The sequence below is a fragment of the Micromonospora sp. NPDC005324 genome (genome assembly GCF_040607155.1).
Lineage (GTDB): Bacteria > Actinomycetota > Actinomycetes > Mycobacteriales > Micromonosporaceae > Micromonospora > Micromonospora trifolii.
Genome location: NZ_JBEXGE010000057.1, coordinates 1 through 25,799, shown reverse-complemented (window position 1 = coordinate 25,799; position 25,799 = coordinate 1). Strand labels below are relative to the sequence as shown.

19 protein-coding genes and 2 pseudogenes are annotated in these 25,799 nt (G+C 71.5%); 13 read left to right on the top strand and 8 right to left on the bottom strand.

Annotated elements, in window-relative coordinates; all coding sequences use genetic code 11:
* Positions 1-648: 648 nt before the first annotated feature.
* Positions 649-1,032 carry a WhiB family transcriptional regulator gene (locus ABZS40_RS33940; RefSeq protein WP_091406539.1) on the bottom strand — a complete coding sequence of 128 codons (384 nt, stop codon included), beginning with the start codon at positions 1,030-1,032 and terminating at the stop codon, positions 649-651.
* Between the two features lie 253 nt (positions 1,033-1,285).
* Between ABZS40_RS33940 and ABZS40_RS33935 the strand changes: the two genes are divergently transcribed.
* On the top strand, positions 1,286-2,101 hold the full coding sequence (locus ABZS40_RS33935) for a response regulator transcription factor (protein WP_354948436.1): 816 nt from the start codon (positions 1,286-1,288) through the stop codon (positions 2,099-2,101).
* Between the two features lie 110 nt (positions 2,102-2,211).
* On the opposite strand, the gene ABZS40_RS33930 is transcribed toward ABZS40_RS33935, so the two are convergent.
* Entirely contained in the window at positions 2,212-2,631 is a 420-nt protein-coding gene (locus ABZS40_RS33930) for a DUF5319 domain-containing protein (RefSeq protein WP_030337860.1), read from the bottom strand.
* Positions 2,632-2,816: 185 nt separating this feature from the next.
* On the opposite strand from ABZS40_RS33930, the gene guaB reads away from it, so the two are divergent.
* Together guaB and ABZS40_RS33920 are read left to right on the top strand one after the other, a co-directional pair.
* On the top strand, positions 2,817-4,379 hold the full coding sequence (gene guaB / locus ABZS40_RS33925) for an IMP dehydrogenase (protein ID WP_091406429.1): 1,563 nt from the start codon (positions 2,817-2,819) through the stop codon (positions 4,377-4,379).
* Positions 4,380-4,409: 30 nt separating this feature from the next.
* On the top strand, positions 4,410-5,528 hold the full coding sequence (locus ABZS40_RS33920; RefSeq protein WP_124778268.1) for a GuaB3 family IMP dehydrogenase-related protein: 1,119 nt from the start codon (positions 4,410-4,412) through the stop codon (positions 5,526-5,528).
* Positions 5,529-5,600: 72 nt separating this feature from the next.
* On the opposite strand, the gene ABZS40_RS33915 is transcribed toward ABZS40_RS33920, so the two are convergent.
* On the bottom strand, positions 5,601-6,716 hold the full coding sequence (locus ABZS40_RS33915; protein WP_354948433.1) for a sugar phosphate isomerase/epimerase: 1,116 nt from the start codon (positions 6,714-6,716) through the stop codon (positions 5,601-5,603).
* Between the two features lie 202 nt (positions 6,717-6,918).
* On the opposite strand from ABZS40_RS33915, the gene ABZS40_RS33910 reads away from it, so the two are divergent.
* Together ABZS40_RS33910 and ABZS40_RS33905 are read left to right on the top strand one after the other, a co-directional pair.
* Complete coding sequence (locus tag ABZS40_RS33910; RefSeq protein ID WP_354948431.1) at positions 6,919-8,322, top strand: M1 family metallopeptidase; 1,404 nt, start codon at positions 6,919-6,921, stop codon at positions 8,320-8,322.
* A 110-nt stretch (positions 8,323-8,432) separates the two neighbouring features.
* Positions 8,433-9,890, top strand: coding sequence for a M1 family metallopeptidase (locus ABZS40_RS33905; protein ID WP_354948429.1), 1,458 nt, complete (start codon positions 8,433-8,435; stop codon positions 9,888-9,890).
* 7 nt (positions 9,891-9,897) lie between these two features.
* Here ABZS40_RS33905 and ABZS40_RS33900 read toward each other — a convergent pair whose 3' ends face one another.
* Positions 9,898-11,016, bottom strand: coding sequence for an LCP family protein (locus ABZS40_RS33900; RefSeq protein ID WP_354948427.1), 1,119 nt, complete (start codon positions 11,014-11,016; stop codon positions 9,898-9,900).
* Between the two features lie 145 nt (positions 11,017-11,161).
* Here ABZS40_RS33900 and ABZS40_RS33895 point away from each other — a divergent pair, with 145 nt between their 5' ends.
* A complete protein-coding gene (locus ABZS40_RS33895; RefSeq protein WP_354948425.1) occupies positions 11,162-12,862 on the top strand; it encodes a GMC family oxidoreductase in 1,701 nt (566 codons plus the stop codon).
* A gap of 66 nt (positions 12,863-12,928) precedes the next feature.
* Positions 12,929-14,485, top strand: coding sequence for a glutamine-hydrolyzing GMP synthase (gene guaA / locus ABZS40_RS33890; protein WP_354948423.1), 1,557 nt, complete (start codon positions 12,929-12,931; stop codon positions 14,483-14,485).
* A gap of 7 nt (positions 14,486-14,492) precedes the next feature.
* Here guaA and ABZS40_RS33885 read toward each other — a convergent pair whose 3' ends face one another.
* On the bottom strand, positions 14,493-14,861 hold the full coding sequence (locus tag ABZS40_RS33885; RefSeq protein ID WP_354948421.1) for a PspC domain-containing protein: 369 nt from the start codon (positions 14,859-14,861) through the stop codon (positions 14,493-14,495).
* A 143-nt stretch (positions 14,862-15,004) separates the two neighbouring features.
* On the opposite strand from ABZS40_RS33885, the gene ABZS40_RS33880 reads away from it, so the two are divergent.
* From ABZS40_RS33880 to ABZS40_RS33870, 3 genes are all read left to right on the top strand, one after another.
* Complete coding sequence (locus ABZS40_RS33880; RefSeq protein ID WP_238679429.1) at positions 15,005-15,955, top strand: NUDIX domain-containing protein; 951 nt, start codon at positions 15,005-15,007, stop codon at positions 15,953-15,955.
* Positions 15,956-16,552: 597 nt separating this feature from the next.
* Positions 16,553-17,608: an NUDIX domain-containing protein gene (locus tag ABZS40_RS33875; protein WP_354948419.1), complete on the top strand. Its 1,056-nt coding sequence runs from the start codon at positions 16,553-16,555 to the stop codon at positions 17,606-17,608.
* 330 nt (positions 17,609-17,938) lie between these two features.
* Positions 17,939-18,889, top strand: coding sequence for a CDP-alcohol phosphatidyltransferase family protein (locus tag ABZS40_RS33870; protein ID WP_354948417.1), 951 nt, complete (start codon positions 17,939-17,941; stop codon positions 18,887-18,889).
* Between the two features lie 58 nt (positions 18,890-18,947).
* Here ABZS40_RS33870 and ABZS40_RS33865 read toward each other — a convergent pair whose 3' ends face one another.
* From ABZS40_RS33865 to ABZS40_RS33855, 3 genes and pseudogenes are all read right to left on the bottom strand, one after another.
* Positions 18,948-20,201: a phosphatidylserine decarboxylase gene (locus ABZS40_RS33865; RefSeq protein WP_354948415.1), complete on the bottom strand. Its 1,254-nt coding sequence runs from the start codon at positions 20,199-20,201 to the stop codon at positions 18,948-18,950.
* 646 nt (positions 20,202-20,847) lie between these two features.
* Positions 20,848-21,030 (bottom strand): annotated as a pseudogene (locus ABZS40_RS33860) (hypothetical protein); the annotation flags it as partial.
* Positions 21,027-22,802, bottom strand: coding sequence for a PspC domain-containing protein (locus ABZS40_RS33855; RefSeq protein ID WP_354948413.1), 1,776 nt, complete (start codon positions 22,800-22,802; stop codon positions 21,027-21,029). The pseudogene ABZS40_RS33860 and the gene ABZS40_RS33855, both read right to left, overlap by 4 nt.
* A 182-nt stretch (positions 22,803-22,984) precedes the next feature.
* Here ABZS40_RS33855 and ABZS40_RS33850 point away from each other — a divergent pair, with 182 nt between their 5' ends.
* From ABZS40_RS33850 to ABZS40_RS33840, 3 genes and pseudogenes are all read left to right on the top strand, one after another.
* On the top strand, positions 22,985-24,223 hold the full coding sequence (locus ABZS40_RS33850; RefSeq protein ID WP_354948411.1) for a PspC domain-containing protein: 1,239 nt from the start codon (positions 22,985-22,987) through the stop codon (positions 24,221-24,223).
* A gap of 2 nt (positions 24,224-24,225) precedes the next feature.
* On the top strand, positions 24,226-24,912 hold the full coding sequence (locus ABZS40_RS33845; protein ID WP_030337843.1) for a response regulator transcription factor: 687 nt from the start codon (positions 24,226-24,228) through the stop codon (positions 24,910-24,912).
* 579 nt (positions 24,913-25,491) lie between these two features.
* Positions 25,492-25,799: pseudogene (locus ABZS40_RS33840) on the top strand (ABC transporter substrate-binding protein); the annotation flags it as partial.

Sequence of the window (25,799 nt, the reverse complement as noted above, 5' to 3'; positions counted from 1 at the left end):
CGGCCTGGCGAGCAGGGGGCTCGTGGCGCCGGGTCCAGGTGTAACGACCGGGGGGCTGGGGTCATTCCGGGGGGTGGCCCACCTGCCGGCACCCTCATCGAGGCGGTGCCAGGCGGTCGTTCGCGGGGACTGTAACGACTCGGGGGCCGGGGTCATTCCGGGTGGCCCACCTGCCGGCACCCTCATCGAGGCGGTGCCCGTCGGTCGTTTGCGGGGACTGTAACGACCGGGTGCTAGCTGGCATTCCAACCTGCGCGACCAGCCCTCAGGGGTCGGGCGGCGGGTCGGTGGTACTGCGATCGTCAGGGTATGTAACGACCCCGGCCCGGCCATGATTCCGGCTCACCTGTGCATCTGATCACTGGACAAAGGCCGCGTACCTCGCAGCAGCCTAAGCCCTGCGCCCGGCCTGAATGCCTTTTATCGGACAAACATCCCAGGAGGTGGTTGCGCACTTGGCTTGATCCACTCGGGGTCCTTGAAGTCGGGGTGTCCGGGCCGACGGGATGCCCCGATATCAAGGAACACGAATGGATCATCGTGGTATCGGCGACGCCGAAGGTTTGGCCGCAGCGAACCGCATGAACGGCACGAAGCCGCGCCCCCTGGGCGGGGGCGCGGCTTCGCGGATGTTGGGGACGCCTCGTATCAGGCGACGTTGCGTTGGGCCGGGACTGTCGACTTGTGCGGGCGGCCGAGGCGGGCCTCCAGTCGCGCGACGTCGACCCGAGCGTGCCGGCGGTCTGCCAGGTCCTCCCAGCCGACGGCGAGCAGTCGCAGGCGCTCCGACTCGCTGAAGCCGCCCCACACGCCGTACGGCTCGCGTACCGACAGGGCGTGGGCGGCGCACTCGGCGCGAACCGGGCAGGCGCGGCAGACCGACTTGGCGGCGGACTCGCGACGCAGTCGGGACGAACCACGCTCACCGTCGGGGTGGAAGAACTGGGCGCTGTCGCGCCCTCGGCAGGCACCGAGTCGCTGCCAGTCCCAGAGATCGACGATGGGTCCGGGCAGTCTACGTACGTTCGACATCAGCACCCCTCCTCCCGCGCGGCTCCGCGAGAATCCTTATGGCCGGCGTCCGGGCGGCGGGCCGCGCAGGCGCACCGTTCCCGGCCTGGATCTCCCGGTACCCGGGCTGTCGTCAACTCACACTTCTGTGATCGAAAACGTCCGAGAAATTGCGGCTTTTGCCCCATCTGTCGGAAAAGTTCGAAGGATTGCCGGGAACCCCCTCCCCAGCCGACCGCGTCATGGTCTGCTCGTTGGCGGAGAGGAGACCACAGTGCGTACCGTTCTTGTGTGCGTTCGGACACCACTCGCGGCCCAGCACCTTACTTCTGCTGCCGCGCGGCTGGGGTTGTCCGCGATCGTTCGTACCGCCGTCTCTGATCCCGAGGTGATGCTGCGGCTGGCCGAGCGGCCGGCCGACGTGGTCCTGGCCGACACGGCACTCACCCGACCGGACAGTGCCGGCTTCGTCCGCCGAGTGTTGGCGCGTGCGCCGCAGGCGGCGGTGCTGCTGCTCGGCACCGAGGAGTCCGAGGCCGCGGCGGCCACCATCAGCGCCGGCGCCCGGGGGCTCATCCAGAATGTCGACCATGACCTGACCAGCGCGGTGGCGAAGGCGCTACTGCTGCTCACCGCGCCCGGCCGAGCCTCCCGGCAGCGGATCACCGATCCAGCTCGGGATGCGGCGGCGGTGGGTGGTTCCGGCCGATCCGGGCCGTCGCCGCGCGGTTCCGGCGAGCCCGGCTGGGCGGCCACGGCCGCCGACGGGCCGGCCGGGGTGGCGTCGGTGCCGGTGCAGCGGGGCGACGACGAGGCGGAGGCGGGCGCCGGCGAGTCGGCGGCGCAGACCGAACCGGGCCGTCCCGCCCCGAACGCCCGACCCAGTCGGGCGTCGATCGGCCTCACCGAGCGTGAGCTTCAGGTGCTGCTCGGGATGGCCGAGGGTAAGAGCAACGCGGAGATCGGCCGGGAGCTGTTCGTCTCGGAGGACACCGTCAAGACGCACGCCCGCCGGTTGTTTCGCAAGCTTGGCGCCCGGGACCGTGCGCACGCGGTGGCGGCGGGCTTCCGCGCCGGTCTGGTCGCCTGACATACGCGCGCCGCGCGGCAGCCGAGCCCGCCGCGCGGCAGCCGAGCCCGCCGCGCGGCAGCCGAGCACCCGGGACGCGCGGCAGCGGGGGCACCCGCCGCCCGGCGGCGTCACTTGGTGGCGGTCGGGGCGCCCGGCTCGTCCTCGGTGCCCTCGGACAGGGTGTCGTGCACCCCATCCGCGTAACCCCGGGCGTAGTCCCAGGTCACGTAGTGGTCCGGGTCGGGGTCGTAGGCGGGCTCGTGCACCCGGGGGCGGCCCGAGTTGAGCAGGTGCCGCAGGTTGCCGCGGAGCAGGTCCCAGTCGAAGTAGTGGGGCTCGCGACAGTCCTCGCATTCGATCACCAGCCCGCGGACCCCGATCGGGGCCAGCAGAGCCTGGTAGATCTCCAGGTCAGCGAGGTCTTCCAGCACATCCTGCCGCTCGACGTCGGTCAGCGGATCCGGCGTCGCGTCGTCGCCCGGGTCATCCAGACCCGCGGTCGGATCGGCCGGGTCGCCATTGAACGGGTCGATGGGCTCGTCGTGCACCCCCTCACCGTAGACCCAACGCGGCGCGAACGTCCGCCCCCCGGCCTCCGCGCCGGCCGGCCTGCCACGGACGGGTCGCCCAGCTCACTGGGTACGATGAGGCGACGTGCCGGCACCGTGGCGCGCTCCGGTGCCCGCCCGCGCCACCTCGCTGAAGCCCATCCGAGCAGCTCAGGGGAGCAATCGTGGAAAATTCGCCCAGCACCGATCTTCCGGCCGGCGTCGAGCACGCCGACCTGGGCGGCCACCTGCCCGAGCTGCCGGCCGGCTCCGCCCGGGTGGTTCCGCTCGGCCTCACCTTCGACGACGTGCTGCTCCAGCCGGGCGAGTCGGACGTGGTGCCCAGCCGGGTGAATACCCGGACGAAGCTCACCCGCAACATCGAGTTGTCGATCCCGCTGCTCTCCAGCGCGATGGACACGGTGACCGAGGCGCGGATGGCGATCGCCATGGCCCGCCAGGGCGGCATCGGCGTGTTGCACCGCAACCTCTCCCTGGAGGACCAGGCGCTCCAGGTCGACCTGGTGAAGCGCTCCGAGTCGGGCATGATCACCAACCCGGTGACCGCCAGCCCGGACGACACTTTGCGCGAGGTCGACGAGCTGTGCGGGCGTTACCGCATCTCCGGCGTTCCGGTCGTGGACGGCGACGGCCAGCTGGTCGGCATCGTCACCAACCGGGACATGCGTTTCGTCTCCGAGCCGAACACTCCGGTCCGCGAGATCATGACCCACACCCCGCTGGTCACCGCACGGGTCGGGGTGAGCAAGGACGACGCCCTGGCGCTGCTGCGTCAGCACAAGGTCGAGAAGCTGCCGATCGTCGACGACTCGGGCCGGCTGCGTGGCCTGATCACCGTGAAGGACTTCACCAAGAGCGAGCAGTACCCGGACGCCAGCAAGGACGACGCCGGCCGGCTGCGGGTCGCCGCCGCGATCGGTGTGGGCGAGGACGCGTACAAGCGGGCCCGTGCCCTGGTCGACGCGGGTGTCGACGTGCTGATCGTGGACACCGCGCACGGTCACCAGCGGGCCGTGCTGGACATGGTCCGCCGGCTCAAGGCCGACGTGACGGTCGACATCATGGGCGGCAACGTGGCCACGTACGCCGGCGCCAAGGCGCTGGTCGACGCCGGCGCCGACGGCGTCAAGGTGGGCGTGGGGCCGGGCGCGATCTGCACCACCCGGATCGTCGCCGGGGTCGGCGTGCCGCAGGTGACCGCGATCATGGAGGCGGCCCGGGCCGCCCGCCCGGCCGGCGTGCCGGTGATCGGGGACGGCGGCATTCAATATTCTGGCGACATCGCCAAGGCCCTGGTGGCCGGCGCCGACACGGTGATGCTCGGCAGCCTGCTGGCCGGCTGCGAGGAGAGCCCCGGCGAGCTGATCTTCGTCAACGGCAAGCAGTTCAAGACGTACCGCGGGATGGGGTCGCTCGGCGCGATGCAGTCCCGGGGTCAGGCCAAGTCGTACAGCAAGGACCGCTACTTCCAGCAGGACGTGCTCAGCGACGACAAGCTGGTCCCCGAGGGCGTGGAGGGTCAGGTGCCCTACCGGGGGCCGCTCTCCCGGGTGGCCCACCAGCTGGTCGGCGGTCTGCGACTGGCCATGGGGTACGCCGGTGCGGAGAACATCCCCGATCTGCACCGCCGGGGCCAGCTCATCCGGATCACCGCGGCTGGCCTGAAGGAGAGCCACCCGCACGACATCCAGATGACCGTCGAGGCGCCCAACTACCACACCCGCTGACCCACCACCCCCAACCACCTGGAGTCCCCCATGCGTGACGTGGTCGAGATCGGGCTGGGCAAGACCGCGCAGCGCGGCTACCACCTGGACGACATCGCCATCGTGCCGAGCCGCCGCACCCGGGACGTCGATGACGTCTCGACGTCCTGGCAGCTCGACGCGTACCCGTTCGGCATTCCGTGCGTCGGTCACCCCTCCGACGCCACCATGAGCCCGTCCTCGGCGGTGCGTCTGGGCCAGCTCGGCGGCCTCGGCGTGCTCAACGTCGAGGGGCTCTGGACCCGCTACGAGAACCCGACGAAGGTGCTGGACGAGCTGGCCGGCCTCGACGAGGAGGCCCGCGCCACCAAGCGGCTCCAGGAGGTGTACGCCGAGCCGATCCGCCCGGACCTGATCGCGGAGCGGGTCCGCGAGCTGCGCGCCGGTGGCGGCACGGTGGCGGTGCGGGTCTCCCCGCAGCACACCCTCGCGCTGGCGCCGGTGATCCTGGACGCCGGGGTGGACATCCTGGTCATCCAGGGCACCATCGTCTCGGCCGAGCACGTGTCGACCACCGATGAGCCGCTGAACCTCAAGGAGTTCATCGCCGACCTCGACCTGCCGGTGATCGTCGGTGGCTGCACGGACTACAAGACGGCGCTGCACCTGATGCGTACCGGCGCGGCCGGCGTGATCGTGGGCATCGGTGGCGACGAGTGGTCGACCACCGAGTCGGTGCTGGGCATCCGGGTGCCGATGGCCACCGCGATCGCCGATGCGGCGGCGGCTCGCCGTGACTACCTGGACGAGACCGGCGGCCGGTACGTGCACCTGATCGCCGACGGTGACATCCAGACCTCGGGCGACATCGCCAAGGCGCTCGGCTGCGGCGCGGACGCGGTGATGCTCGGTGAGCCGCTGTCGCTCTGCGACGAGGCCCCCGCCGGTGGTGCCTGGTGGCACTCGGCGGCGAGTCACCCGTCGCTGCCCCGGGGTGCGTTCGAGGTTTCCGGTGAGCCGCTCGGGTCGATGGAGCAGCTGCTCTTCGGGCCGGCGGACGAGGCCGACGGCCAGCTCAACCTGTTCGGTGGGCTGCGTCGGGCGATGGCCAAGTGCGGTTACCGCGACCTGAAGGAGTTCCAGAAGGTCGGTCTGGTCCTCGACCGCTGAGGCGATCCGTCAGACGCCGGAAGGCCGGCCCCGCCTGGTGCGGGGCCGGCCTTCGTCGCGTTCAACCGGGAGTCACTTCTCCACGTAGATGGTCAGGTCGGACATGTTCTGGTAGCTGGTCGCCGCGAAGTCGAGCGACTGGCCCTTGTTGTCCGCGCCGCCGGGGGCGGTGTCCATCTCCCAGTTGGCGTGGTGGAAGTTGCGTTCGCCGATGGTCTGGAAGAACTGCTGGAAGTTGAGGTCGCCGTCGCCCAGCGGGGTCATCTGGTACCCGTTGGGCACGCTGGTGTCCCGGTCGCCGTCCTTGGCGTGGAAGAGCGGGAACCGGGTGGTCCGGTCGGCCACGGTGAGGATCGGGTCGAACAGGTCGGTCACCTCCTGGCCGGCCGGGTTGACGTACTTCTGGTGCTTGTAGCGGGCCACGTAGGCCCAGTAGATGTCCAGCTCGAAGAAGACGTACCGCGGGTCGGTGATCTCGAAGAAGTACTCCAGCCGGCGGACACCGGAGGACCGGGTCTGCCGGCCCTGCGCGTCGCGCGGGCCCCGGTCGATCAGGAAGCTGTACGCGGCGTCGTGGTTGTGCGTGTAGAGCCGCATGCCCCGGGCCTTGGCCTGCCGGCCCAGCTCGTTCCAGATGTCCGCGGCGGCGTCCCACTCGGCCTTGTACGCGCTGCTGGTCGGGTCGCTGCCGGTGCCGATGTTCTTCATGCCGAGTTCCTCGGCGATGTCCAGTTGTTGCTGGAAGGTGGCCGGCTGGATCGAGGCGTGGGTGCCGTTGGCCACCAGACCGTTGTCGTCGAGGATCTTGCGGATCTCGGCGGGGGTGATCTGCCGGCCCAGGATCTCGGTGCTCTGGGTGTAGCCGGCGAACTCGATCTCCTTGTAGCCGATCTCGGCGAGTCGGGCGAGGACGCGCTCGAAGCCGTACGGCACCCCGCTGTCGTCGGGCGCGGCGGTGATCCGGTCGCGGACGCTGTAGAGGATGATGCCGCGGTTCCTGGCCGGGATCAGCGGCTCGACCCGCAGCTTGCTCGCGTTGCCGGGGTTGGCGAGCGCGGGGGTGCCGGTGGCGAGGACGGGTAGGCCGGCCGCGCCGATCGCGGCGGCGGCGCCGGCGGAGGCGGCGAGCAGGGATCGGCGGCTGAGCCGGCCGGTGGGGGTGGCGTCGGGGGCGGTGTGGTCTGGCATGGTTCCACCTTTCGCGACGGTGGTCGGAGACCGACACTAACGTCGGTCCAAGTCGAAAGAAAGGTTCGATCGACGGCAGCTTTTGTTTGATTCGACGAAAGTTACTGATGATCGTCGATACCGACCGCGCGGCCCGCGATGCTGACTACGCTCGTCCTGACCGGAACGCGGCAGGAGGCCGGACGCCGCAGGAGGGGTGGGCATGGTCCTGACCGGACGGAGACTGCGTGTCGCCGCGCTGACCTGCGCGATCGGGCTGGTCGCCACGGGTTGTACGGGCGACGACAGCGACGGCTTCCGGCCCGGTGCGGCCGACATCGGCGACCCGTACGTGCCGGGGCACGGCAATGGCGGCTACGACGTCGCGCACTACGGCCTCGACGTCCGCTACGACCCGTCCACCGACCGGCTGACCGGTCGAGCCGTCATCACGGCCACCGCCACCCAGGACCTGTCCCGGCTCAACCTGGACCTGGTCGGCCTGGAGGTCGGCGCGGTCAGCGTGGGCGACGCGGCGGCCGAGCACCGGCGCGGCGACGGCGAGTTGGTAGTGACGCCCCGCGACGGCCTGCCGCGTGGTCGGCAGTTCACAGTGACTGTCGAGTACGCGGGCATTCCCACGGCAGTCGACGACGGGGCCCTGGGCAGCGGCGGTTTCCTGCACACCGCCGACGGTGCGGTGGCGCTCGGCCAACCCGACTCGGCAGCCACCTGGTTCCCGGTCAACGACCACCCGTCGGACAAGGCCACCTACGACCTGGCGTTGACCGTTCCGGACGGCCTCGCCGCGCTGAGCAACGGCGTACCCGGGCCGAAGAGCAGCGCCGACGGCTGGACCACCTGGCGCTGGTCCGAGCGCGCCCCGATGGCCAGCTACCTGAGCACGCTCGTGATCGGTGACTACCGGGTGGTGACCGGCACGCACGCCGGCCGGCCGATGGTCACGGCGGTGGCCGCGAGCCTGCCGGCGACCGGCGGGGCGGCCACCTCGCTGGCCCGCACCGGCGCGATCGTCGACTTCCTGGCCAGCCGCTTCGGCCCGTACCCGTTCGACTCCTACGGGGGGATCGTGATCGCCGACGACCGGATCGGGTACGCGCTGGAAACCCAGTCCCGGCCGGTCTACGGGCCTGGCTTCTTCGCCGACGACCGGCCGAACCCGAGCGTCGTCGCGCACGAGCTGGCGCACCAGTGGTTCGGCGACAGCGTGTCGCTGACCAGGTGGGGCGACATCTGGCTCAACGAGGGCTTCGCCAGCTACGCGGAGTGGCTGTGGGAGGAGCACGACGGCGGCCGGACCGCCCAGCGCAACTTCGAGATCCAGTACGCGGCGACCGACTGGACGCAGCCGTCGGTCGAGCCGGGCCGGGAGCAGATGTTCGGCTCGGCCGTCTACAAGCGCGGGGCGCTCGCCGTGCACGCGCTTCGCCGGACCGTCGGTGACGACCTCTTCTTCCGCATCCTGCGTACCTGGACCACTGAGCGGGCGGCCGGCAACGCGACCACCGCGGACCTCGTCGCGCTGGCCGAGCGGGTCGCCGGGCGGCAACTGCGTCCGCTCTTCGACGCCTGGTTGGTGGGTGGGTCGGCCCCCACACTGCCGTGACCCGGCCCCGCTGCCCGGTCGATATAGTGCCGCCTGCGAACGGCGGGTTGGCGCCCGTTCGCGCGGAACGGCGGAGGCCGTGACCGGCCAGCGTGCGGAAAGGGTGTGGGATGCGGCGGACGCGGCACAGACTGCGAGTGGCTGCCGGCCTGCTGGTGACCGGTGCGCTCGCACTGTCCGGATGCGATTCGGCGGGCTCGGAGACGGCCCCACCACCGAGCGCGTCCCCCACGCCGGCTCGGACGTTCACCGCGGGCGCCGACGGGGTCGGCGACGCCTACTTCCCGACCTACGGCAACGGCGGCTACGACGTCGCGCGGTACACAGTGAAGGTGCGCTACGACCCGGCCAAGGACCAGTTGACGGGTACGACCACGGTGCGGGCCACCGCGACGGCGGACCTGTCGACGTTCAACCTCGACCTGGCCGGCCTGACCGTCAGCGCGGTCACAGTGGACGGCGCACCGGCGACCCACAGCCGCAAGCGGAACGAGCTGGTGATCAAGCCGGCCTCCGGCCTGATCAACGGCAACGGGTTCGTCGCCGAGGTCACCTACGCCGGTAAGCCGAAGCCGCTGAAGAACGAGATGCTCGGTGACGGTGGCTTTCTGCACACCGCCGACGGTGCCATCGCGTTGGGTCAGCCCGAGTCGGCCAGCACCTGGTTCCCGGTCAACGACCACCCGTCGGACAAGGCGGCCTACGAGTTCGAGGTCACGGTTCCGGACGGCCTGACCGCGATCAGCAACGGCGTTCCCGGCGGGAAGACCAGCACGGGCGGTTGGACCACCTGGAAGTGGTCGGAGAAGTCGCCGATGGCCAGCTATCTGAGCACGCTGGTGATCGGCAGGTTCCGGATCACCACCGGCGAGCACAAGGGCCGCCCGGTCTACAGCGCTGTCACCACCACCGAGGCCAAGGGCAACGCGGACGCGTCCATCGCGCAGACGGTCGCGGTGGCCGACTACCTGGAGAGCGTGTTCGGGCCGTACCCGTTCGACGCGTACGGCGGGGTGGTCATCTCCGACAGCCGGATCTCCTACGCCCTGGAGACGCAGAGCCGACCGGTGTACGCGGCGAGCTTCTTCCGGCAGGGCGAGAACACCGAGGTCGTCGCCCACGAACTGGCCCACCAGTGGTTCGGCGACAGTGTCGCGTTGGCCAAGTGGGAGGACATCTGGCTCAACGAGGGCTTCGCGACGTACGCGGAGTGGCTCTGGGCCGAGCACACCAAGGCGTACACCGCCAAGGAGGCGTTCGACAGCCGGTACGCCAGCATGTCCGCGCAGGTGTGGCAGACACCGCCGGGTAAGCCGGGCGTGGCCAAGCTGTTCAGCGAGTCGGTCTACCAGCGCGGCGCGATGACCCTGCACGCCCTGCGGGTGGCAGTTGGTGACAAGGCGTTCTTCGAGATCGTCAGGACCTGGGCGGCGGAGAAGGCCGACGGCACCGCCACCACTGCCGAGTTCGTGGCCCTGGCCGAGCGGATCTCCGGCAAGCAGCTGGACGCGATCTTCGAAGCCTGGCTCTACGCCACGAAGAAGCCCGCCCTACCCAAGCGCCTCTGAGCGGCGGTCAGTTCTTGACGACCAGGGTGGGGTGGGCGGCCAGGTAGGCGTCGGCGCGCCCGGCGCGGAGTTCGGTGAGGAACTTGCTGCCCTCGCTGGTCAGCTGTTCACCCCGGTAGGCACTGCCCTTGCCGACGCCGGAACCGGGCAGCCCGACCAGCGTGAAACGGTTCTCCGGCAGGCCACTGAGGGCGTACGCGATGTCGACGATCCGGCGCCCACCCACGTAGACCAGCGTGTCGCCCAGCGCGGAGACCACCTGGTCGACGCGCTCCGGTTGCCGGGCCAGGCCCTCGTCCAGGATCTTGCGGGTCATTGCCTTGATCAGCTGCTGCTGGTGACGCTGCCGTGCGTAGTCACCGCCGGTGATGTAGCGCTGCCGCGCGTAGTCCAGCGCCTGCCAGCCGTTGAGGTGCCGGTCGCCCTTCTCGTAGACCTGCTGCGGCCCCTTGTACCCGCCCGGCGCGCTCTCCCGGTACTTGCCGTCCGGTCGGCGGTGCATCGACTCGACCCGCTGGTCGACGTAGATGTCCACCCCACCCAGGGCGGTGACCAGCTTGTCGAACCCGTTGAAGGTGAGCACCGCGCCCGCGTCGATGCGCAGCCCGGTGTAGCCGCTGACCGTGCTGCGCAGCAGCTCGTACCCCTGGGCCGTGCTGGGTTGCTTGGGTTTGCCCGGCACCCGGCTGCCGAAGCTCATCGCGTGCGTGAGCTTCGTCTTGCCGCCCTTGTAACCGGCCTTCGGGAACGCCGGGATGTCCACCAGCAGGTCGCGGGGGAGCGAGAAGAGGTACGCCCGATCCAACCCCTTGGGTACGTGCAGCACCAGCACGGCATCCGAGTGCGGCTCCCACCCGGGCACGCTGACCCGGGTGTCCACGCCGACCAGCAGCAGGTTGAGCGGGCCGGTGATGTCCGCGCCCGGCGGCGGGCCGCTGGGGCTCGGTGTCGGCGTGCCGACCGGCGACGGGGTCGGCGAACCGGCCACCGGTGCGCCTCCCGGCTTGTTGTCGCCGGTCAGCCGGGTGATCACCACGGTGCCGGCCGCGATCAGCGCGACCACGGCGAGCGCCGCCAACCCCAGCAGCAGCCACCGTCGGCGCGGCGCCATCGACCCGAGAACCATGTTGGATTCCTTCCACCCGTCTGGTGAACAACGCTCCGACGGGTGCTCCGGGTTGCGGCCGGAAGGCGCCGGGTCGGTCGGCCGGAGCATGATCGCGCGAAAAGTGCCGCTGGCGCGAGCGCTACTCGCGAGTAATGATGCGTCCATGCGGTACGACGTGGTCGTCATCGGGTCCGGCTTCGGTGGCAGCGTCACCGCGCTCCGACTGGCCGAGAAGGGCTATTCGGTCGCGGTGCTGGAAGCCGGTCGCCGCTTCGCCGACGACGAGTTCCCGCAGACGTCCTGGCGGGTCCGCCGGTTCCTCTGGGCACCGAAGCTGGGCTGCTACGGCATCCAACGGCTCACCCTGCTCCGTCCGGCCGACCGGCGATCCGGCGGCGGGGTGCTGGTGCTCTCCGGCGCCGGGGTGGGCGGCGGCTCGCTGGTCTACGCCAACACCCTCTACGAACCGCTGCCGGCCTTCTACAGCGACCCGCAGTGGCGGGACATCACCGACTGGCGCGACGAGTTGGCCCACCACTACGACCAGGCGAAACGAATGCTCGGCGTCACCACGTACCCCGTGCACACCGGCGCGGACCGCGCCATGCGCGCGGTGGCCGAGCGGATGGGGGTGGGGCACACCTTCCACGCCACGCCGGTGGGCGTGCACATCGGCCGGCCCGGCCAGCGGATCGCCGACCCCTACTTCGGCGGTGCCGGCCCGGAACGCACCGGCTGCCTGCACTGCGGCTCGTGCATGACCGGCTGCCGGCACGGGGCGAAAAACACGCTGGTCAAGAACTACCTCTGGCTCGCCGAACGGCTCGGCGTCACGGTCCGTCAGTTGACGACGGTGACCGCCGTCCGGCCCGCCGCCGACGGCGGTGGGTACGAGGTGCGCACCGAACGCACCGGCGCCTGGCTGCGCAAGGGTCGGCAGGTCATCCACGCCGATCAGGTGGTCTTCGCCGCCGGGGCGCTGGGCACCCAGCGGTTGCTGCACGGGATGCGGGCCGACGGCGCGCTACCCGGGCTCTCGCCCCGCCTCGGCGAGCTGACCCGGACCAACTCGGAGGCGATCCTCGGCGCCTCGGTGCCCCGCCAACGGGCCCGGTCCGAGCGGTTGGACTACACCGAGGGGGTGGCCATCACCAGTTCGTTCCACCCCGACCCGCAGACGCACATCGAGCCGGTCCGCTACGGGCGGGGCTCCAACGCGATGGGCCTGCTCCAGTCGCTGCTTGTCGATGGCGGCCCGCACCGGGTACGCCGCTGGCTGGGCAGCATCGTGCGGCAGCCCCGGTTGGCGGCGCGGATGCTGTCGGTGCGCGGCTGGTCGGAACGGACGGTGATCGCCCTGGTCATGCAGTCCGCGGACAACTCGCTGACCACCCGGTGGCGGCGTGGCCCGCTCGGCCGCAGGTTGGTCACCGGCCCGGGCCACGGCACGCCCAGCCCCACCTGGATCCCGGCCGGCAACACGGCCGCCCGAATGCTGGCCGACGAGATCGGCGGCACCCCCGGCGGCTCACTCACCGAACCGTTCGACATCCCGATGACCGCGCACATCCTGGGCGGCGCGGTCATCGGGGCCACCCCGGCCGACGGGGTGATCGACCCCTGGCACCGGGTGTACGGGCACGCCGGACTGCACGTGGTCGACGGCGCGGCCGTCTCGGCCAACCTGGGCGTGAACCCCTCCTTGACGATCACCGCACAGGCGGAACGAGCGATGTCCTTCTGGCCCAACAAGGGTGAGCAGGACCCCCGCCCAACCCTCGGTTCGCCGTACTGCCGTCTGGCACCCGTACCCCCGAAAACCCCGGCAGTCCCGGCAGGCGCCCCCGGCGCGCTGCGTCAGTGACCCCCGCCGGCCTCCCCGGCGAGCCGGTGCCGGGAGTGGCCGTGACTGTCGGTAGGCTTCGTGCACATGAGCCTGCCTCGCCCCGTCCTCGTGGTGGACTTCGGAGCCCAGTACGCCCAGCTCATCGCCCGCCGGGTCCGTGAGGCGAAGGTCTACTCCGAGATCGTGCCGCACTCGATGCCGATCGCCGAGATGCTGGCGAAGAACCCCGCCGCGATCATCCTCTCCGGTGGTCCGGCCAGCGTCTACGCCCCGGACGCGCCGCAGATCGACGCGGGCGTCTTCAGCGCCGACGTGCCGGTCTTCGGCATCTGCTACGGCTTCCAGGCGATGGCCCAGGCGCTCGGCGGCACCGTCACCAGGACCGGCAACCGTGAGTACGGCGGCACCCCGCTGCGCCCCCGCCTCCTCGACCCCGGTGTGCTGCTGCGTGACCTGCCGGCGGACCTGCCGGTCTGGATGAGCCACGGCGACGCCGTCACCGAGGCGCCCGACGGCTTCACGGTGACCGCCGAGTCGGCGGGCGCGCCGGTCGCCGCCTTCGAGGACCTGGCCGGTCGCCGGGCCGGCGTGCAGTTCCACCCGGAGGTCGGGCACACCGCGCACGGCCAGGAGATGCTGACCCGCTTCCTCTACGACATCGCCGGCATCGAGCCGACCTGGACGCCCGAGAACATCATCGACGAGCAGGTAGCCCGGATCCGCGCCCAGATCGGCGACAAGGAGGTCATCTGCGGCCTCTCCGGCGGGGTGGACTCGGCGGTCGCCGCGGCGCTCGTGCACAAGGCGGTCGGTGACCAGCTCACCTGCGTCTTCGTCGATCACGGCCTGCTGCGCGCAGGCGAGGCCGAGCAGGTGGAGAAGGACTACGTCACCGCCACCGGCATCAAGCTGAAGGTGGTCGACGCGACCGACCGGTTCCTCGGCGCGCTCGCCGGGGTCATCGACCCGGAGCAGAAGCGCAAGATCATTGGCCGGGAGTTCATCCGGGTCTTCGAGGCCGCGGCCCGCGAGATCGCCGCACACGGCGACGTCGAGTTCCTCGTCCAGGGCACCCTCTACCCCGACGTGGTGGAGTCCGGCGGGGGCACCGGCACCGCCAACATCAAGAGTCACCACAACGTCGGCGGCCTCCCGGAGGACCTGAAGTTCGCGCTGGTCGAGCCGCTGCGCACCCTGTTCAAGGACGAGGTCCGGACGCTCGGCCTCCAACTGGGCCTGCCCGAGGCGATGGTCTGGCGGCACCCGTTCCCCGGCCCCGGCCTGGCCATCCGGATCATCGGCGCGGTCGACCAGGAACGCCTCGACCTGCTCCGCCAGGCCGACCTGATCGCCCGTGAGGAGCTGACCGCCGCCGGCCTCGACCGGGGTGTCTGGCAGTTCCCGGTGGTGCTGCTCGCCGACGTGCGCAGCGTCGGTGTGCAGGGAGACGGGCGCAGCTACGGGCACCCCGTGGTGCTGCGCCCGGTCTCCAGCGAGGACGCGATGACCGCCGACTGGTCCCGGCTGCCCTACGACGTGGTGGCCCGGATCTCCACCCGGATCACCAACGAGGTCGCCGAGGTCAACCGGGTGGTCCTGGACGTCACCAGCAAGCCGCCGGGCACCATCGAGTGGGAGTGAGCGCCGCTCACGCGGCCGGCGGCATGCTGGGCGGGGTCGTCGGCGGGTAGGGCGGCGTCGGGGCGTACCCCTGCGGTGGTCCGCCGGGCGCGGGCCCGGCGGTGGGCAGCGGGCCGTTCTGCGGCGCGACGCCGGCGGCGTGCGGCCAGGCCGGCGCGCCGGTGGGCTCCTCCGGCATCAGGAACCACATGATCGGGTACGCGAACAGCGCGAGCCCGCCGGTGAGCAGGCCGGTGACCGCGAAGATCACCCGGACCAGTGTGGGATCGACGGCGAAGTAGCGGCCGACGCCGCTGGCGACTCCGGCGACCATGCGGTCGGTGGTGGGTCGCCGAAGCTGCTTGTACGGGGCGCGGGGAGCGGTGGTCGATGTCATACCCCTACCGTCCGCGCTGGCGCCCGGCCCGCCCTCGGTGACCGCCCGGATCCTTACCCTGACCAATCCCTGACCGGGACCGGATAGTCAGGAATCCGACTCTTTTCCGTTCCGGTAACCCGGCCCGGGGAGAATTTGCTTCCGTGACCACCTTGCTCAAGCCGCTCCGCAGGATCGCGGCATACGCAGTTTGTGCTGACTCAAGCGGCCGAGTCTTGCTGGTCCGCGCATCGGAGCGCTCCGGCACCCCCGGCGCATGGTCGCTGCCCGGCGGGGCGGTCGACCACGGCGAGGACCCCAACCACACCGTCGTTCGCGAGACCGCCGCCGAAACCGGCCTCTCCGTCGCCGTCTCCAGCCTGGCCGACGTGCTCGCCGACATGCGGGCACTCCCGGACCGTGGAATCACCATCCACACCGACCGGCTGATCTACCGGGTGGCGGTGCGCGGCGGCACCCTCGCGGACCGGGTCGGCGAACGCCCCACCGACCTGGCCCGGTGGTACACCCTCGACGAGGCGCGCGAGCTGCCGCTGCGCTCGTTCACCGCACGCGCCCTCGGGCTGCCCGCCTCCTCGGCCGACGTGGTGCCCGACGAGGCACCCGAGTTCCCCTCCTTCTACGCCGTGCCCGGCCCCGACGGGCTGCACCGAGCCCAACGCTTCGCCGCGTACGCGGTCTGCACCGACCCCGCCGGCCGAGTGCTGCTCACCCGCATCTCCGACGGCTACCCGGGCGCCGGCTGCTGGCACCTGCCCGGCGGCGGCACCGACTACGGCGAGCAGCCCGGCGCGGCACTGATCCGGGAGCTGGTCGAGGAGACCGGCCAGGCCGGCCGCCTCGTCGAGCTTCTCGGAGTCGCCAGCCACCGCGACGCCGCCTCACTCGGCCCCGAGGGCTACCCGATCGACTGGCACGGCGTACGCGCCTTCTACCGGGTCGTCGTCGACCAGCCCAACCCCCTAACCGTCGCCGACGTGGGCGGCTCCACCTGCGAAGCCCGCTGGTTCGGCCGCGAGGAGCTGGGCGCCCTCCCCACCGACCGCCTCACCGAGGTGACCGCCGAAGCAGTCCAAGCCGCCCAACTCACCTGACCCCGACCGGTCCGAGAGCGGCCGGCGGCGCCTCGCGCCCTCGCGCCTCGCGCCTCGCGCCTCGCGCCAAGATCGTGCTCGAACCAGGATGTAGTGGCCTCACCGACGCGCGATGCCACTACATCCTGGATGTTGCGCGATCTTCAGCTCGGGGGCACCGGCTGAGGGATTCCGCCCGGGCGTCCCGGCAGGGAGTCTCCTCGGCACCGCCATGGGGCGCCCGGCTTCTGAAGGTCCGTGGCTCCAGCCTCTGATCAACTCGGGTTCCTTGAAGGCGCGGTATCCCGGGCTGGGACACAGCGCCTTCCGTGAACGCGAGTTGATCAGCGTTCGTCTCGACTGCCGCGACGCGAATGGACTCCACAATGTGGGCTAATGGAGTGAAGCGATCGCGGCCGCGAACAGGGCGAAAAGGCGTCGATGGGCCAAATCGTCGTCGTCAAGGGTCGGCCACCTCGGCTTGAACGCCTGGGCTCGCCACCCCTGCGGGTTTTCCTGCGCTGCCTCGCGTTGATCATGAAGCTATCGTCAGGCGCGAGATGGACGGCGATAACTTCATGATCAATAGTTCTGGGTGCGAAGCGGGGGCGAGCGAGGGTGCGATCTACGCGGCGAGTCGGGGCCTATGGGCTATTGCGGGACTCGGGCCGGGTCCTGGTGGTTCGGGACGGGGTGAAGGGTGAGTTTCCGGGGGTCTGGCGGTTGCCGGGCGGCGCCGTCGGGCATGCCGAGGACCCGGAGCACGCCGTGGTCCGCGAACTCGCAGGACAGGCTGGGCTGGCGGTCACGGTGACGCGGCTGCTCGCGGTCGTCGCCGATGTGGCCACCTTCCCGGAGAACAAGGTCGCGTTGCACACCGACCGGCTGTTGTTCGAACTCAGCACGCCCCACGACGCACTGTCCGAGCGTGAGCGGCCCGAGAGCGCACGGCCGGAGAGCGCACTGCATGAAGGCGCACGGCCTGAAGGCGCACAGCCGGAGAGCGCACAGCCGGAGAGCGTGCGGCCCGAAGGCGCGCAGCCCGGGAGCGGGTTGGGTGAGGCGGGGGCTGGACCGGTTGATCAAGCTTGCTGGCTCGCACTGGCGGAGGTGGCGCAGTTGCCGCTGACCCCGTTCACCGCCGAGGCGCTCGGCCTGCCGGTCACCCCACTGCCGCCGGGAGCGCACCGGTCGCGGGCCCTGTTCCCGCCGGCGCATCCCGACCGTCGGCTGCGCTTCGGGGCGTACGGGCTGGTCACCGACCCTGCTGGGCGGATCCTGCTCACTCAGATCGCGGAGGGCTATCCGGGGGCCGGTCTGTGGCATCTGCCCGGCGGTGGCACCGATCACGGTGAGCAGCCGGCCACCGGGTTGCTGCGGGAGTTGGTCGAGGAGGGCGGGCAGGTGGGCCGGGTCGTGGAGCTTCTCGGCGTCAACAACCTGCACAATCCCGCCGCTGTGGGCCCGGAGGGCCGGCCGCTGGACTGGCATGGCGTACGGGTGATCTATCGGGTGCTGGTGGACGTACCTACTGACGCGGTGGTCACCGAGACCGCTGGCGGGTCGACGGCGCGGGCGGGGTGGTTCACCCGAGCCGAGGCGGCTGACCTGCCGTTGAGCGACATCGCTGCCATGGCAATCGGACAGAGTGGCCGAAAGCACTCCGCTCGGTGAGCCGACTTGGTGGCCCTCCGGTACAGTCAAAGGCGGGAATGATGGAGGAAACGGGCGATGAAGCCCGGGATGGGAACAAGCGAGCGGTTCGAGCGGTTTAACCCAGATACAAGTACCGCCGGCAGCTATCGCCAAGCCATGTTCCCCTATGCGATGGTGTACTCCGCAAAACGGCTGCCGGGCCATGCAAGGTCCGGCACGAGACAGCCGGACACCCGCCACCTGGCGGTCAGCAGATCCGGTGATGGAGGAAACGTGCCGAGAGCCCCATGGCGCCGGCGTCGTACTACTGACAGTCCGCGCCCCGCAGGGCGTCGCTGGGCGGGCCGGTTGCGCCGCAGCAGCACGTTCGCCCGCCAGGTGCTGTTGGTCCGGGTCGGTCGCCGCGACGGCGACCTGCACCCGACCGACCTGGCCCCGACCGAGCACCGGTACGCCGATCGGCAGCGCCGTCGCTACGGCCTGGACCGGCTCAGCCGGCCGACATTGGGCGTGGACCCGACACTGGGCTTGGACCGGGCCGACATCGACGCGGTAATTCCGGTCAGCCCGGCGATGCCGCCGATGGCGCAGGCCGACGAGGCCCGCGCGATCCCGCTGCTTCCCGGCGAGCGCACCATGGCGCGCCGGATGAAGTTCGCCCTGGTCAACGCCTGCACGCTGGCCAGCCTGATGCTCGGCATGCTCGCCATCTTCCTGGCCATGCAGGGCGAGGTGCGCATCGCGGCGCTCTGCCTGATCGCCTGCGTCATCTTCGATGGTCTGGACGGCGCGCTGGCCCGACGGCTCGGGGTGGCCAGCCCGTTCGGCGCACAGATGGACTCACTGGCCGACATGTGCTCGTTCGGTCTCGCCGCGCCGGTGGTGGTCTACGCCTCGCTCGCCGGCTCCGTCTCCACGGCCGCGGCGGCGGTGGCGTGCGCCCTGGTCGCGGCGTGTGCCGCGATTCGCCTGGCCCGCTTCAACGTCTCGCCGAAGGACGGCCGGTTCTTCTGCGGGGTGCCCAGCACCATGGCGGCCGCGGTGCTCGCCGTGACCGTGGCGATCGGCCTGCCGGTGCCCGGTGCCGTGCTGGTCGCCGGAGTGGCGCTGCTGGCCTTCGCGATGGTCTCCAGCTTCCCGTACGCCAAGCTCGCCCGCCTGGTGAAGCTGCCGCCGTGGCTCTGGCTGGCCCCGGTGATCGGCGCGCTGGTCGACATTCGGCTGACGTTCGCCCTGATCGTGGTGGGCTACCTCGTCAGCGGGCCGGTCCTCTGGCTGCGGCAGCGTCGTACCGCGTGATCTGAGCAGACAGAACGGGGCGCCGCGGACAGCGGCGCCCCGTTCCTCGTTTGCGGGGTCAGCGCCAGCGGGCGATGACCGTGGACCCACCGACCACCTTGTCGCCCGGCCCGACCAGCGGGTCCGCGGCCTCGGCGGGCAGGTAGACGTCGGTCCGGGAGCCGAAACGGATCAGCCCGAAGCGCTCGCCCCTGGCCAGCAACGCGCCGATCGGCGCGCGCTGCACGATCCGGCGGGCGATCAGCCCGGTCCGCTGCGCGACCACCACGGTGCCGCGCGCGGTGTCCAGAACGGTGTACGCGGCGACGTTGTGCTCGGCGTCCGGCTTCATCGCGTTGACGAAGCCGCCGTCGGCGACGAAGTAGTCCACCACCTTGCCGGCGACCGGGGCGCGGTTGACGTGCACGTCCAGCACCGACAGGAACACCGCGATCCGCAGCCACTCGCCGTCGCCGAAGCGCTCGTCGTGCAGCCGCTGCACCGACAGGACCTTCCCGTCCGCGCTGGCGACCACGGCGCTCGGGTCCTCCGGCACGTCCCGTTCGGGATCCCGGAAGAACGCGGCGACCGGCCCGGCGGCCAGGGCCGGCAGCAGCCACAGCTTGGACGAGGGGCGCGCCACCCGGGCCAGCGCCGCGAGGCCCAGCGCGATGCCCGCCGCCGCCACGCCGTTGGAGTCGATGTGCATGCCCCGGGTCACCGGCACACTCGACGGCCGGTACGCGGGGGCCAGGCTGTCGGCCGTGGCCGGGCTGGCCGGGGTGAACCGCAGGCGGTAGACCCGCACCGGCGGCGAGTTGCGCAGCACCAGATCGGCGCCGACGCCGTAGAGGGCGTCCTGTCGGGCCAACTCGGCGGCGGCACCCTCGGTCCGGCCGGGGGTGGCAACGGTCGCCACGCTCAACACCGCCCCGTCGGTGAGGTACTTGGCCAACCCCTCGACGCCGCTGCGGGTCGCCTCGGCGGTGCCGGTGAACACCTCACCGGCGACGACGACCGCGGCGGCCTCGGCTTCGGCCAGTGAGTCGACGACGCTCACCCGGTCAGCGACCCAGCGGCCCTGCGCGGTGATGTGCTCGCGGAGCGCCGCGGCACCGAACGGCTCGGCGGGCACCACGGTGAGCCGGTCACCGGGGAGCAGCGCATCGACGGCCGCGGCCAGCACCGCGGAGTCCGGGGTCACCCCGACCAGCAGGGCGGCCTTGGCGTCGTTGATCCGGGCCAGCTCGGCCACGAGGGTACGGGCGGCTCGCTCGCCGATGCGGACCGCACCGGACCGGCCGGTGGTACGCACGGCGGGGGACTGGGTCATGTCGGGCGGGCTCCTGACGGGGGTAGAGACGGTAATCGCGGCGGGACCGCCATGGGCGGGACGGGCCGGCCGGCGGAGGCGAGATCTCCACCAGCCAGCATATGCGTCCACCCGCGCCGGCCGCACCGCCGTGGGGATGCGGTGGACCGACGCGGACAGCCGCCCGAGGTCAGGCTTCCCCGCGCGGACCCTCCCGCTCGTCACCCGGCCGGTCGCCGACGGCCTCGACCGGTTGGTCGGACCGGGTCGGCTCGTCCCCCTCGGACGAGGCCGGCCGGGCGAGCTTGCCGATGGTCGGCTCCTCGTCCCGGTCGCCGGGTTGGCCGGGGATGGGCTCGGTCGGCGGCTCCGACGGCGGATGTGCCAGCCAGGCCGGGTGGATCACGTCGGTGGCCGCTGAATCCTCCGCCCGCACCTCGGTGGTCGGCGTCTCCACCGTCCGGTCCGAGATGAGCGTCGGGTCCGAGGAGGGAGTTTCCCAGGTGGACCCTTCGGCTTCCCAGACCGGCAGGGCCGCACCGGAGGTCGACGTGGTGGCACCGGAGACGGGTGCACCGGAGACGGGTGCGCCGGAGACGGACGTGCCGGAGACGGGCGCTACCGCCTCGGCGGCACCGGCCTCGGCAATCGGTGCCGGCTGGCTCGGTCGACCCGAGCGCAGCGCGCCGACCAGCCCGAAGACCCCGATCAGGATGAGTGCGCCGGCCAGGAACCAGCCGACCGGCGGTAGCGCGAGCCCGAGCAGTTGGGCGAGCAGCCACCAGGCCGACAGGGCCAGAAACACGAGCCCGAAGGCGAACGACACCAGATCCGTGCGGTGAGCCTTCACCGGGTCACCTCCAGGTTGCCGGCATTGACATGGATGTAGAGGCGCAGGGTCCCGCCGCCGGGCCCGTCCGCGCCGACGTCGGTGGATTCCCGCAGGCGGCCGTCCAGCCCGCCGGAGCGGTTGCCGAAGATGGTGGCATCACCCGCGTTGACGTCGGCCACTGTGGTGACGTCCACGTTCGGCGGCACGACCACTGTCGCCTGGCCGAAGTTGACGGCCACTGTCACCTGGCTGTCCAATTTCGCGAAGTCGATCCCGCGCAGGTCGAGCACGGCGTCACCGAAGCTGTTCTCGTACCGGTCCGCCAGGTCGCGGTAATCGGTGGGCGCCCAGGTCACCGCGCCGTCGACTCCCCGGATCCGGTCGTAGGACTCGGCGACGGTCGCCGTGCCCAGCGCCGCCGCGGTCACCAGACCGAGCGCGATGAGCCAGCGGGCCCGCCCGAACCAGGTGCCGACCAGCAGCCCCAGCGCGATCGTGGCCAGCGCGGCCGCGAAGTACGCCGAGGCGCTGATGGCGAAGACGTCCAGCAGGTCGAGCAGGGCGACCACACCGAGCACCAGGAAGATCAGCGAGAAGGTCACCGCGCCGAGTGGCGACCGCTCCTTGGGGCGCTTCGGCGGCTTCGGTGGCTTCGGCGCAGGAGGCGCGGCCGGGGTCGGCGAAGCGTACGGGCCGTGCGGCGCGAACGGTGGGCGGTAACCGGAGGGCGGTGGGGCGGTCGGGTAACCGCCCGGGGCAGCGGGTGCGCTGCTCACCGGTGCCGACGGCCAGCCGGCGCTGGGCATCGCGACGCTCGGCCAGCCGGGCTGGGCGGCCGTCGTGCCGGCCGGTTGCCCGGACACCGGGCCCACCCCGGAGACCGGCTGCGTCGCGCTGGTCGGCGGCGCGTCGTACGCCGGGATGGTGACTGTGGGCGCCGCCCCCGTCGTCGCGGTGGCGTACCCCGGACCGGTGCCGAACATCGGCGGCGTCGCCGCTGGGCCGGTCGACGGCGCCGCGCCGTACGGCGGCCAGGTCACCGGTGGGACGACCGCGCCGGACGGTGCGGGCGGCGGCGGGCCACCCGGGGTGCCGGGTCGTGGATTGCGGCCGTCCCGGTTGAGCAGGAGCGCGCCGGCGACCAGGATGGCCGCGCCGAGCAGCACCGCGCGGAAGGCGTCGGTGACGATGTACGCGAAGCTGGCCGCGACCAGGATGCCCAGGACGATCACCGTCACCGGGGACATGCTGGAGCGCCCGCGTCCGAGCATGGACTCGACGGGGGACGCGGTGTCGCCTTCGTTCGGGATGATCAGCCAGGCGGCGACGTACACCAGGATGCCGATGCCCCCGAAGAACCCGAGGACCGCGAGCAGCACCCGCCAGAGCACCGGATCGGTGTTGGTGGCGCGCCCGATCGCCGCGCAGACACCGGCCAGATACCGCCCCTCGCGTGGCCGGACCAGCCCGTACCGCGAGGTGAAGCCGGTGCCCCCCAGCGGCGGTTGCGGCGCGGACGGACCGGGACCACCCGGCCCGGGTGGCGTGCCGCCCGGGCCGTAGCCGGTGCCCGCCGCGAACCCCGGGCCTGGGCCGTGGTCCGCCGTGGGCGGCGCGTAGCTGTCGGCCGGCTCGCCGGGTGCGGTGCCGGCTGTCGCGTCGTCGCCAGCGTGCGGACCGAACGTGCTGGGCTCGGTCCATTCGGTGGGCGTGGTGGTGGGCGGGGGCGGTGCTGAACCGCCCGGCTGTGCCGACCCCGGTCGGGGCGGCGGGGCAGCTTCCTCGGTCATGCTTCGATCCTGCTGCCCGGTCCACCCGAACGACCTCAGGACCCGACCCTGACCCCACCCTGAGATCCGGGGGCCGGAATGTCGGGGGCGTCCCCGTGGTCGCGGACGCCGCAGCGTGTGACGATCGAGTCACCGACCTCGACCTGTCCGCCACAGTGACCAGGGAGCCTCCGATCAGCACCATGACCCCGCCCCCGCGCCTCTACCGCGCCCCGGAGCACCGGATGGCCGCCGGCGTCGCCGCCGGTATCGCCGACCATCTCGGCATCTCGGTGCTGCGGGTGCGCGTCGCGTTCATGGTCCTGCTCGGGCTGAGCGGGCTCGGCCTGCTGCTCTACGCGGCCTTCTGGGCGGTGGTGCCGCTGCGCCCCGGCGACACCGCGGTGCCGCCCCGGCGGGACGTCGCCCAACTCCTGCCGTTCGTGGGGATCGGGCTGGGTGTCCTGCTGATCCAGGTGATGGTCTTCGACTCGGTCGGCGCGGCGGGCACCGCCGGTTGGCTGGTGGCCATCATCGCTGTCGGCGCCGGGGTCATCTGGCACCAGTCCGCGCCCGAGCGGCGGCGGCAGTGGGGCGACGCGATGCCGGTGCCCTGGCTCGGCGCGGTCGTCGAGGAGAGCGACCGGCGGGCCTTCGTGCTCCGGTTCATCGGCGGGGGAGTGCTGGTCGCGGTCGGCATCATCGGCGTCGCGGCCGTCTACTCGCCGGCACAGAACTTCGACGCGGTGATCAATGGCGTGATCTTCGCGTTGGTCGGGTTGGCCGGCGTCGGCGTTGTCGCCGCGCCGGTGCTCTGGCGGACGTACAGCCAACTCCGCTCGGAGCGCGAGGGGCGCATCCGCGAGCAGGAGCGGGCCGAGTTGGCCGCGATGGTGCACGACCAGGTGCTGCACACGTTGGCCCTGATCCAGCGCAACCCCGGCGACGTCAAGACGGTGCAGCGGCTGGCCCGGGGGCAGGAGCGTTCCCTGCGCAACTGGCTCTACAAGCCGACGGCTTCGCCGAGCGAGCGCTTCGCCGCCGCGCTGGAGCAGGCCGCCGCCGAGGTCGAGGACACCTTCGCGATCAGCGTGGAGACGGTGGTGGTGGGTGACCGGGAGACCGACGAGAAGGTCGGCGCGCTGGTCGCGGCGGCCCGGGAGGCGTTGGTGAACGCGGCCCGGCACGCCGGCGTGCAGACCGTGTCGCTCTACGCCGAGGTGGAACCGGATCAGGTCAGCGTCTTCGTCCGGGACCGGGGGAAGGGCTTCGATCCGGATACCGTGGAGGACCACCGGCACGGCGTACGCGGCTCGATCATCGGGCGGATGAAGCGGCACGGCGGACGGGCCGAAATACGGTCCGGCCCGGGGGAGGGGACCGAGGTCCGGTTGATCCTGCCGATCTCCCGGGACCCGTCCGCAGCGGAGAGGAACAGATGACCATGGCCGAGCAGTCGACCGAGCACCTCGACCCGGCGGATGCCCGCCCCGAGCGGCTGCGGGTGTTCCTGGTGGACGACCACGCCATGTTCCGAGCCGGGGTGCGCGCGGAGTTGGGCGCCCACGTCGAGGTGGTGGGCGAGGCGAGCACTGTGGCCGAGGCGGTCACCCGGATCGCCGCCGTCGGCCCGGACGTGGTGCTGCTCGACGTGCACATGCCCGACGGCGGCGGTCGCGCGGTGTTGGAGGCGATGCGCCGTACGCACCCGCAGGTCAAGTTCCTGGCGTTGAGCGTCTCCGACGCGGCGGAGGACGTGATCGGGCTGATCCGCGCCGGTGCCCGCGGGTACGTCACCAAGACCATCTCCCCGGACGAGTTGGCTGCCGCGATCCGTCGCGTGGCCGACGGGGACGCGGTGTTCAGCCCACGGCTGGCCGGGTTCGTGCTGGACGCCTTCGCGGCCCGGCCGGACGCGCCGGTGGCCGACCCGGAGCTGGACCAGCTCACCAACCGTGAGCGGGAGGTGCTGCGGCTGCTGGCCCGGGGGTACGCGTACAAGGAGATCGCCAAGGAGCTGTTCATCTCCATCAAGACGGTGGAGACGCACGTGTCGAACGTGCTGCGCAAGCTTCAGATGTCCAATCGCTACGAACTCTCCCGCTGGGCGGCGGATCGCCGGCTCGTGTGACGGTGCGTGGCCACCGGCGAGGATCAGAGAAACGTCCGGCGCGCCCTCGTACACCCAGCCGATGATCGTGTCCGGGTAGCCGTAGGGGCCCTCATCCGGATGGGTCGAAACATGAGTGGTGACGGACGTCCCACCGGGCTCGGGTGACCCTGTTGCTTGCGCACGGGCCGAGGCCGGCTCTTCGGGTTGCGCAACGTATTTCCTGGTCAGTGCCGCCCGTGCCGGGCGTTTTATGATCATTTTTCAAGTATCGGCAACGTGGCGGGCAACTAACGGCTTGATAACGGCACCTTCACGGAAGAGGCCAGTGGGTGTCACAGTGGCAGCACCTCACCATCGGTGTGTGGCACCCCGTACGCCCCACGACCACGATTCTGCCGATCTCGGCGGCCCGTGGCTGTGTCGATTGCGTCGTGTCAGGCCTCGTTGGTGGGGAGCCCGGCGGATCGGAACATCAGGGGTGTCCCCAACTTCCCTGTGGTCCCGGCGACCCGCGCCCCGGGGTGGTCGGGCGGTGTCACCCCCAAACGTGCGTGAAACCCACGACGGAACCTGGTTAGAAAGAGGAGGCCCCTCGGAATGAGAGTCTCGAAGCGGGCGACGAGCGCGATCGCGCTCAGCGCGGCTGCCGCGCTTGTCGCGAGCGGTTGCTCGAGCGGTGAAGGCGACGGCGAAGCTGCCGCCAGCAAGGACGGCTCGATCGTTGTCCACGGCGTCCAGCCGGAGAACCCGCTGGTCCCGGCGAACACCACGGAGACCGGCGGTGGCAAGATCATCGACTGGCTCTTCACCGGCCTGGTCGAGTACCCGAACGACGGTGGGGCCCCGCGTAACGCGCTGGCGGAGTCCATCAACACCACCGACTCCAAGGTCTTCACGATCAAGAT

Excerpts from the sequence above, each read along its gene's own strand:
- ABZS40_RS33940 (WP_091406539.1), bottom strand. The coding sequence starts at position 1,032 with ATGTCGAACGTACGTAGACTGCCCGGACCCATCGTCGATCTCTGGGAC.
- ABZS40_RS33920 (WP_124778268.1), top strand. The coding sequence starts at position 4,410 with ATGCGTGACGTGGTCGAGATCGGGCTGGGCAAGACCGCGCAGCGCGGC.
- ABZS40_RS33915 (WP_354948433.1), bottom strand. The coding sequence starts at position 6,716 with ATGCCAGACCACACCGCCCCCGACGCCACCCCCACCGGCCGGCTCAGC.
- ABZS40_RS33910 (WP_354948431.1), top strand. The coding sequence starts at position 6,919 with ATGGTCCTGACCGGACGGAGACTGCGTGTCGCCGCGCTGACCTGCGCG.
- ABZS40_RS33905 (WP_354948429.1), top strand. The coding sequence starts at position 8,433 with ATGCGGCGGACGCGGCACAGACTGCGAGTGGCTGCCGGCCTGCTGGTG.
- ABZS40_RS33900 (WP_354948427.1), bottom strand. The coding sequence starts at position 11,016 with ATGGTTCTCGGGTCGATGGCGCCGCGCCGACGGTGGCTGCTGCTGGGG.
- ABZS40_RS33895 (WP_354948425.1), top strand. The coding sequence starts at position 11,162 with ATGCGGTACGACGTGGTCGTCATCGGGTCCGGCTTCGGTGGCAGCGTC.
- guaA (WP_354948423.1), top strand. The coding sequence starts at position 12,929 with ATGAGCCTGCCTCGCCCCGTCCTCGTGGTGGACTTCGGAGCCCAGTAC.
- ABZS40_RS33885 (WP_354948421.1), bottom strand. The coding sequence starts at position 14,861 with ATGACATCGACCACCGCTCCCCGCGCCCCGTACAAGCAGCTTCGGCGA.
- ABZS40_RS33865 (WP_354948415.1), bottom strand. The coding sequence starts at position 20,201 with ATGACCCAGTCCCCCGCCGTGCGTACCACCGGCCGGTCCGGTGCGGTC.
- ABZS40_RS33855 (WP_354948413.1), bottom strand. The coding sequence starts at position 22,802 with ATGACCGAGGAAGCTGCCCCGCCGCCCCGACCGGGGTCGGCACAGCCG.
- ABZS40_RS33850 (WP_354948411.1), top strand. The coding sequence starts at position 22,985 with ATGACCCCGCCCCCGCGCCTCTACCGCGCCCCGGAGCACCGGATGGCC.
- ABZS40_RS33845 (WP_030337843.1), top strand. The coding sequence starts at position 24,226 with ATGGCCGAGCAGTCGACCGAGCACCTCGACCCGGCGGATGCCCGCCCC.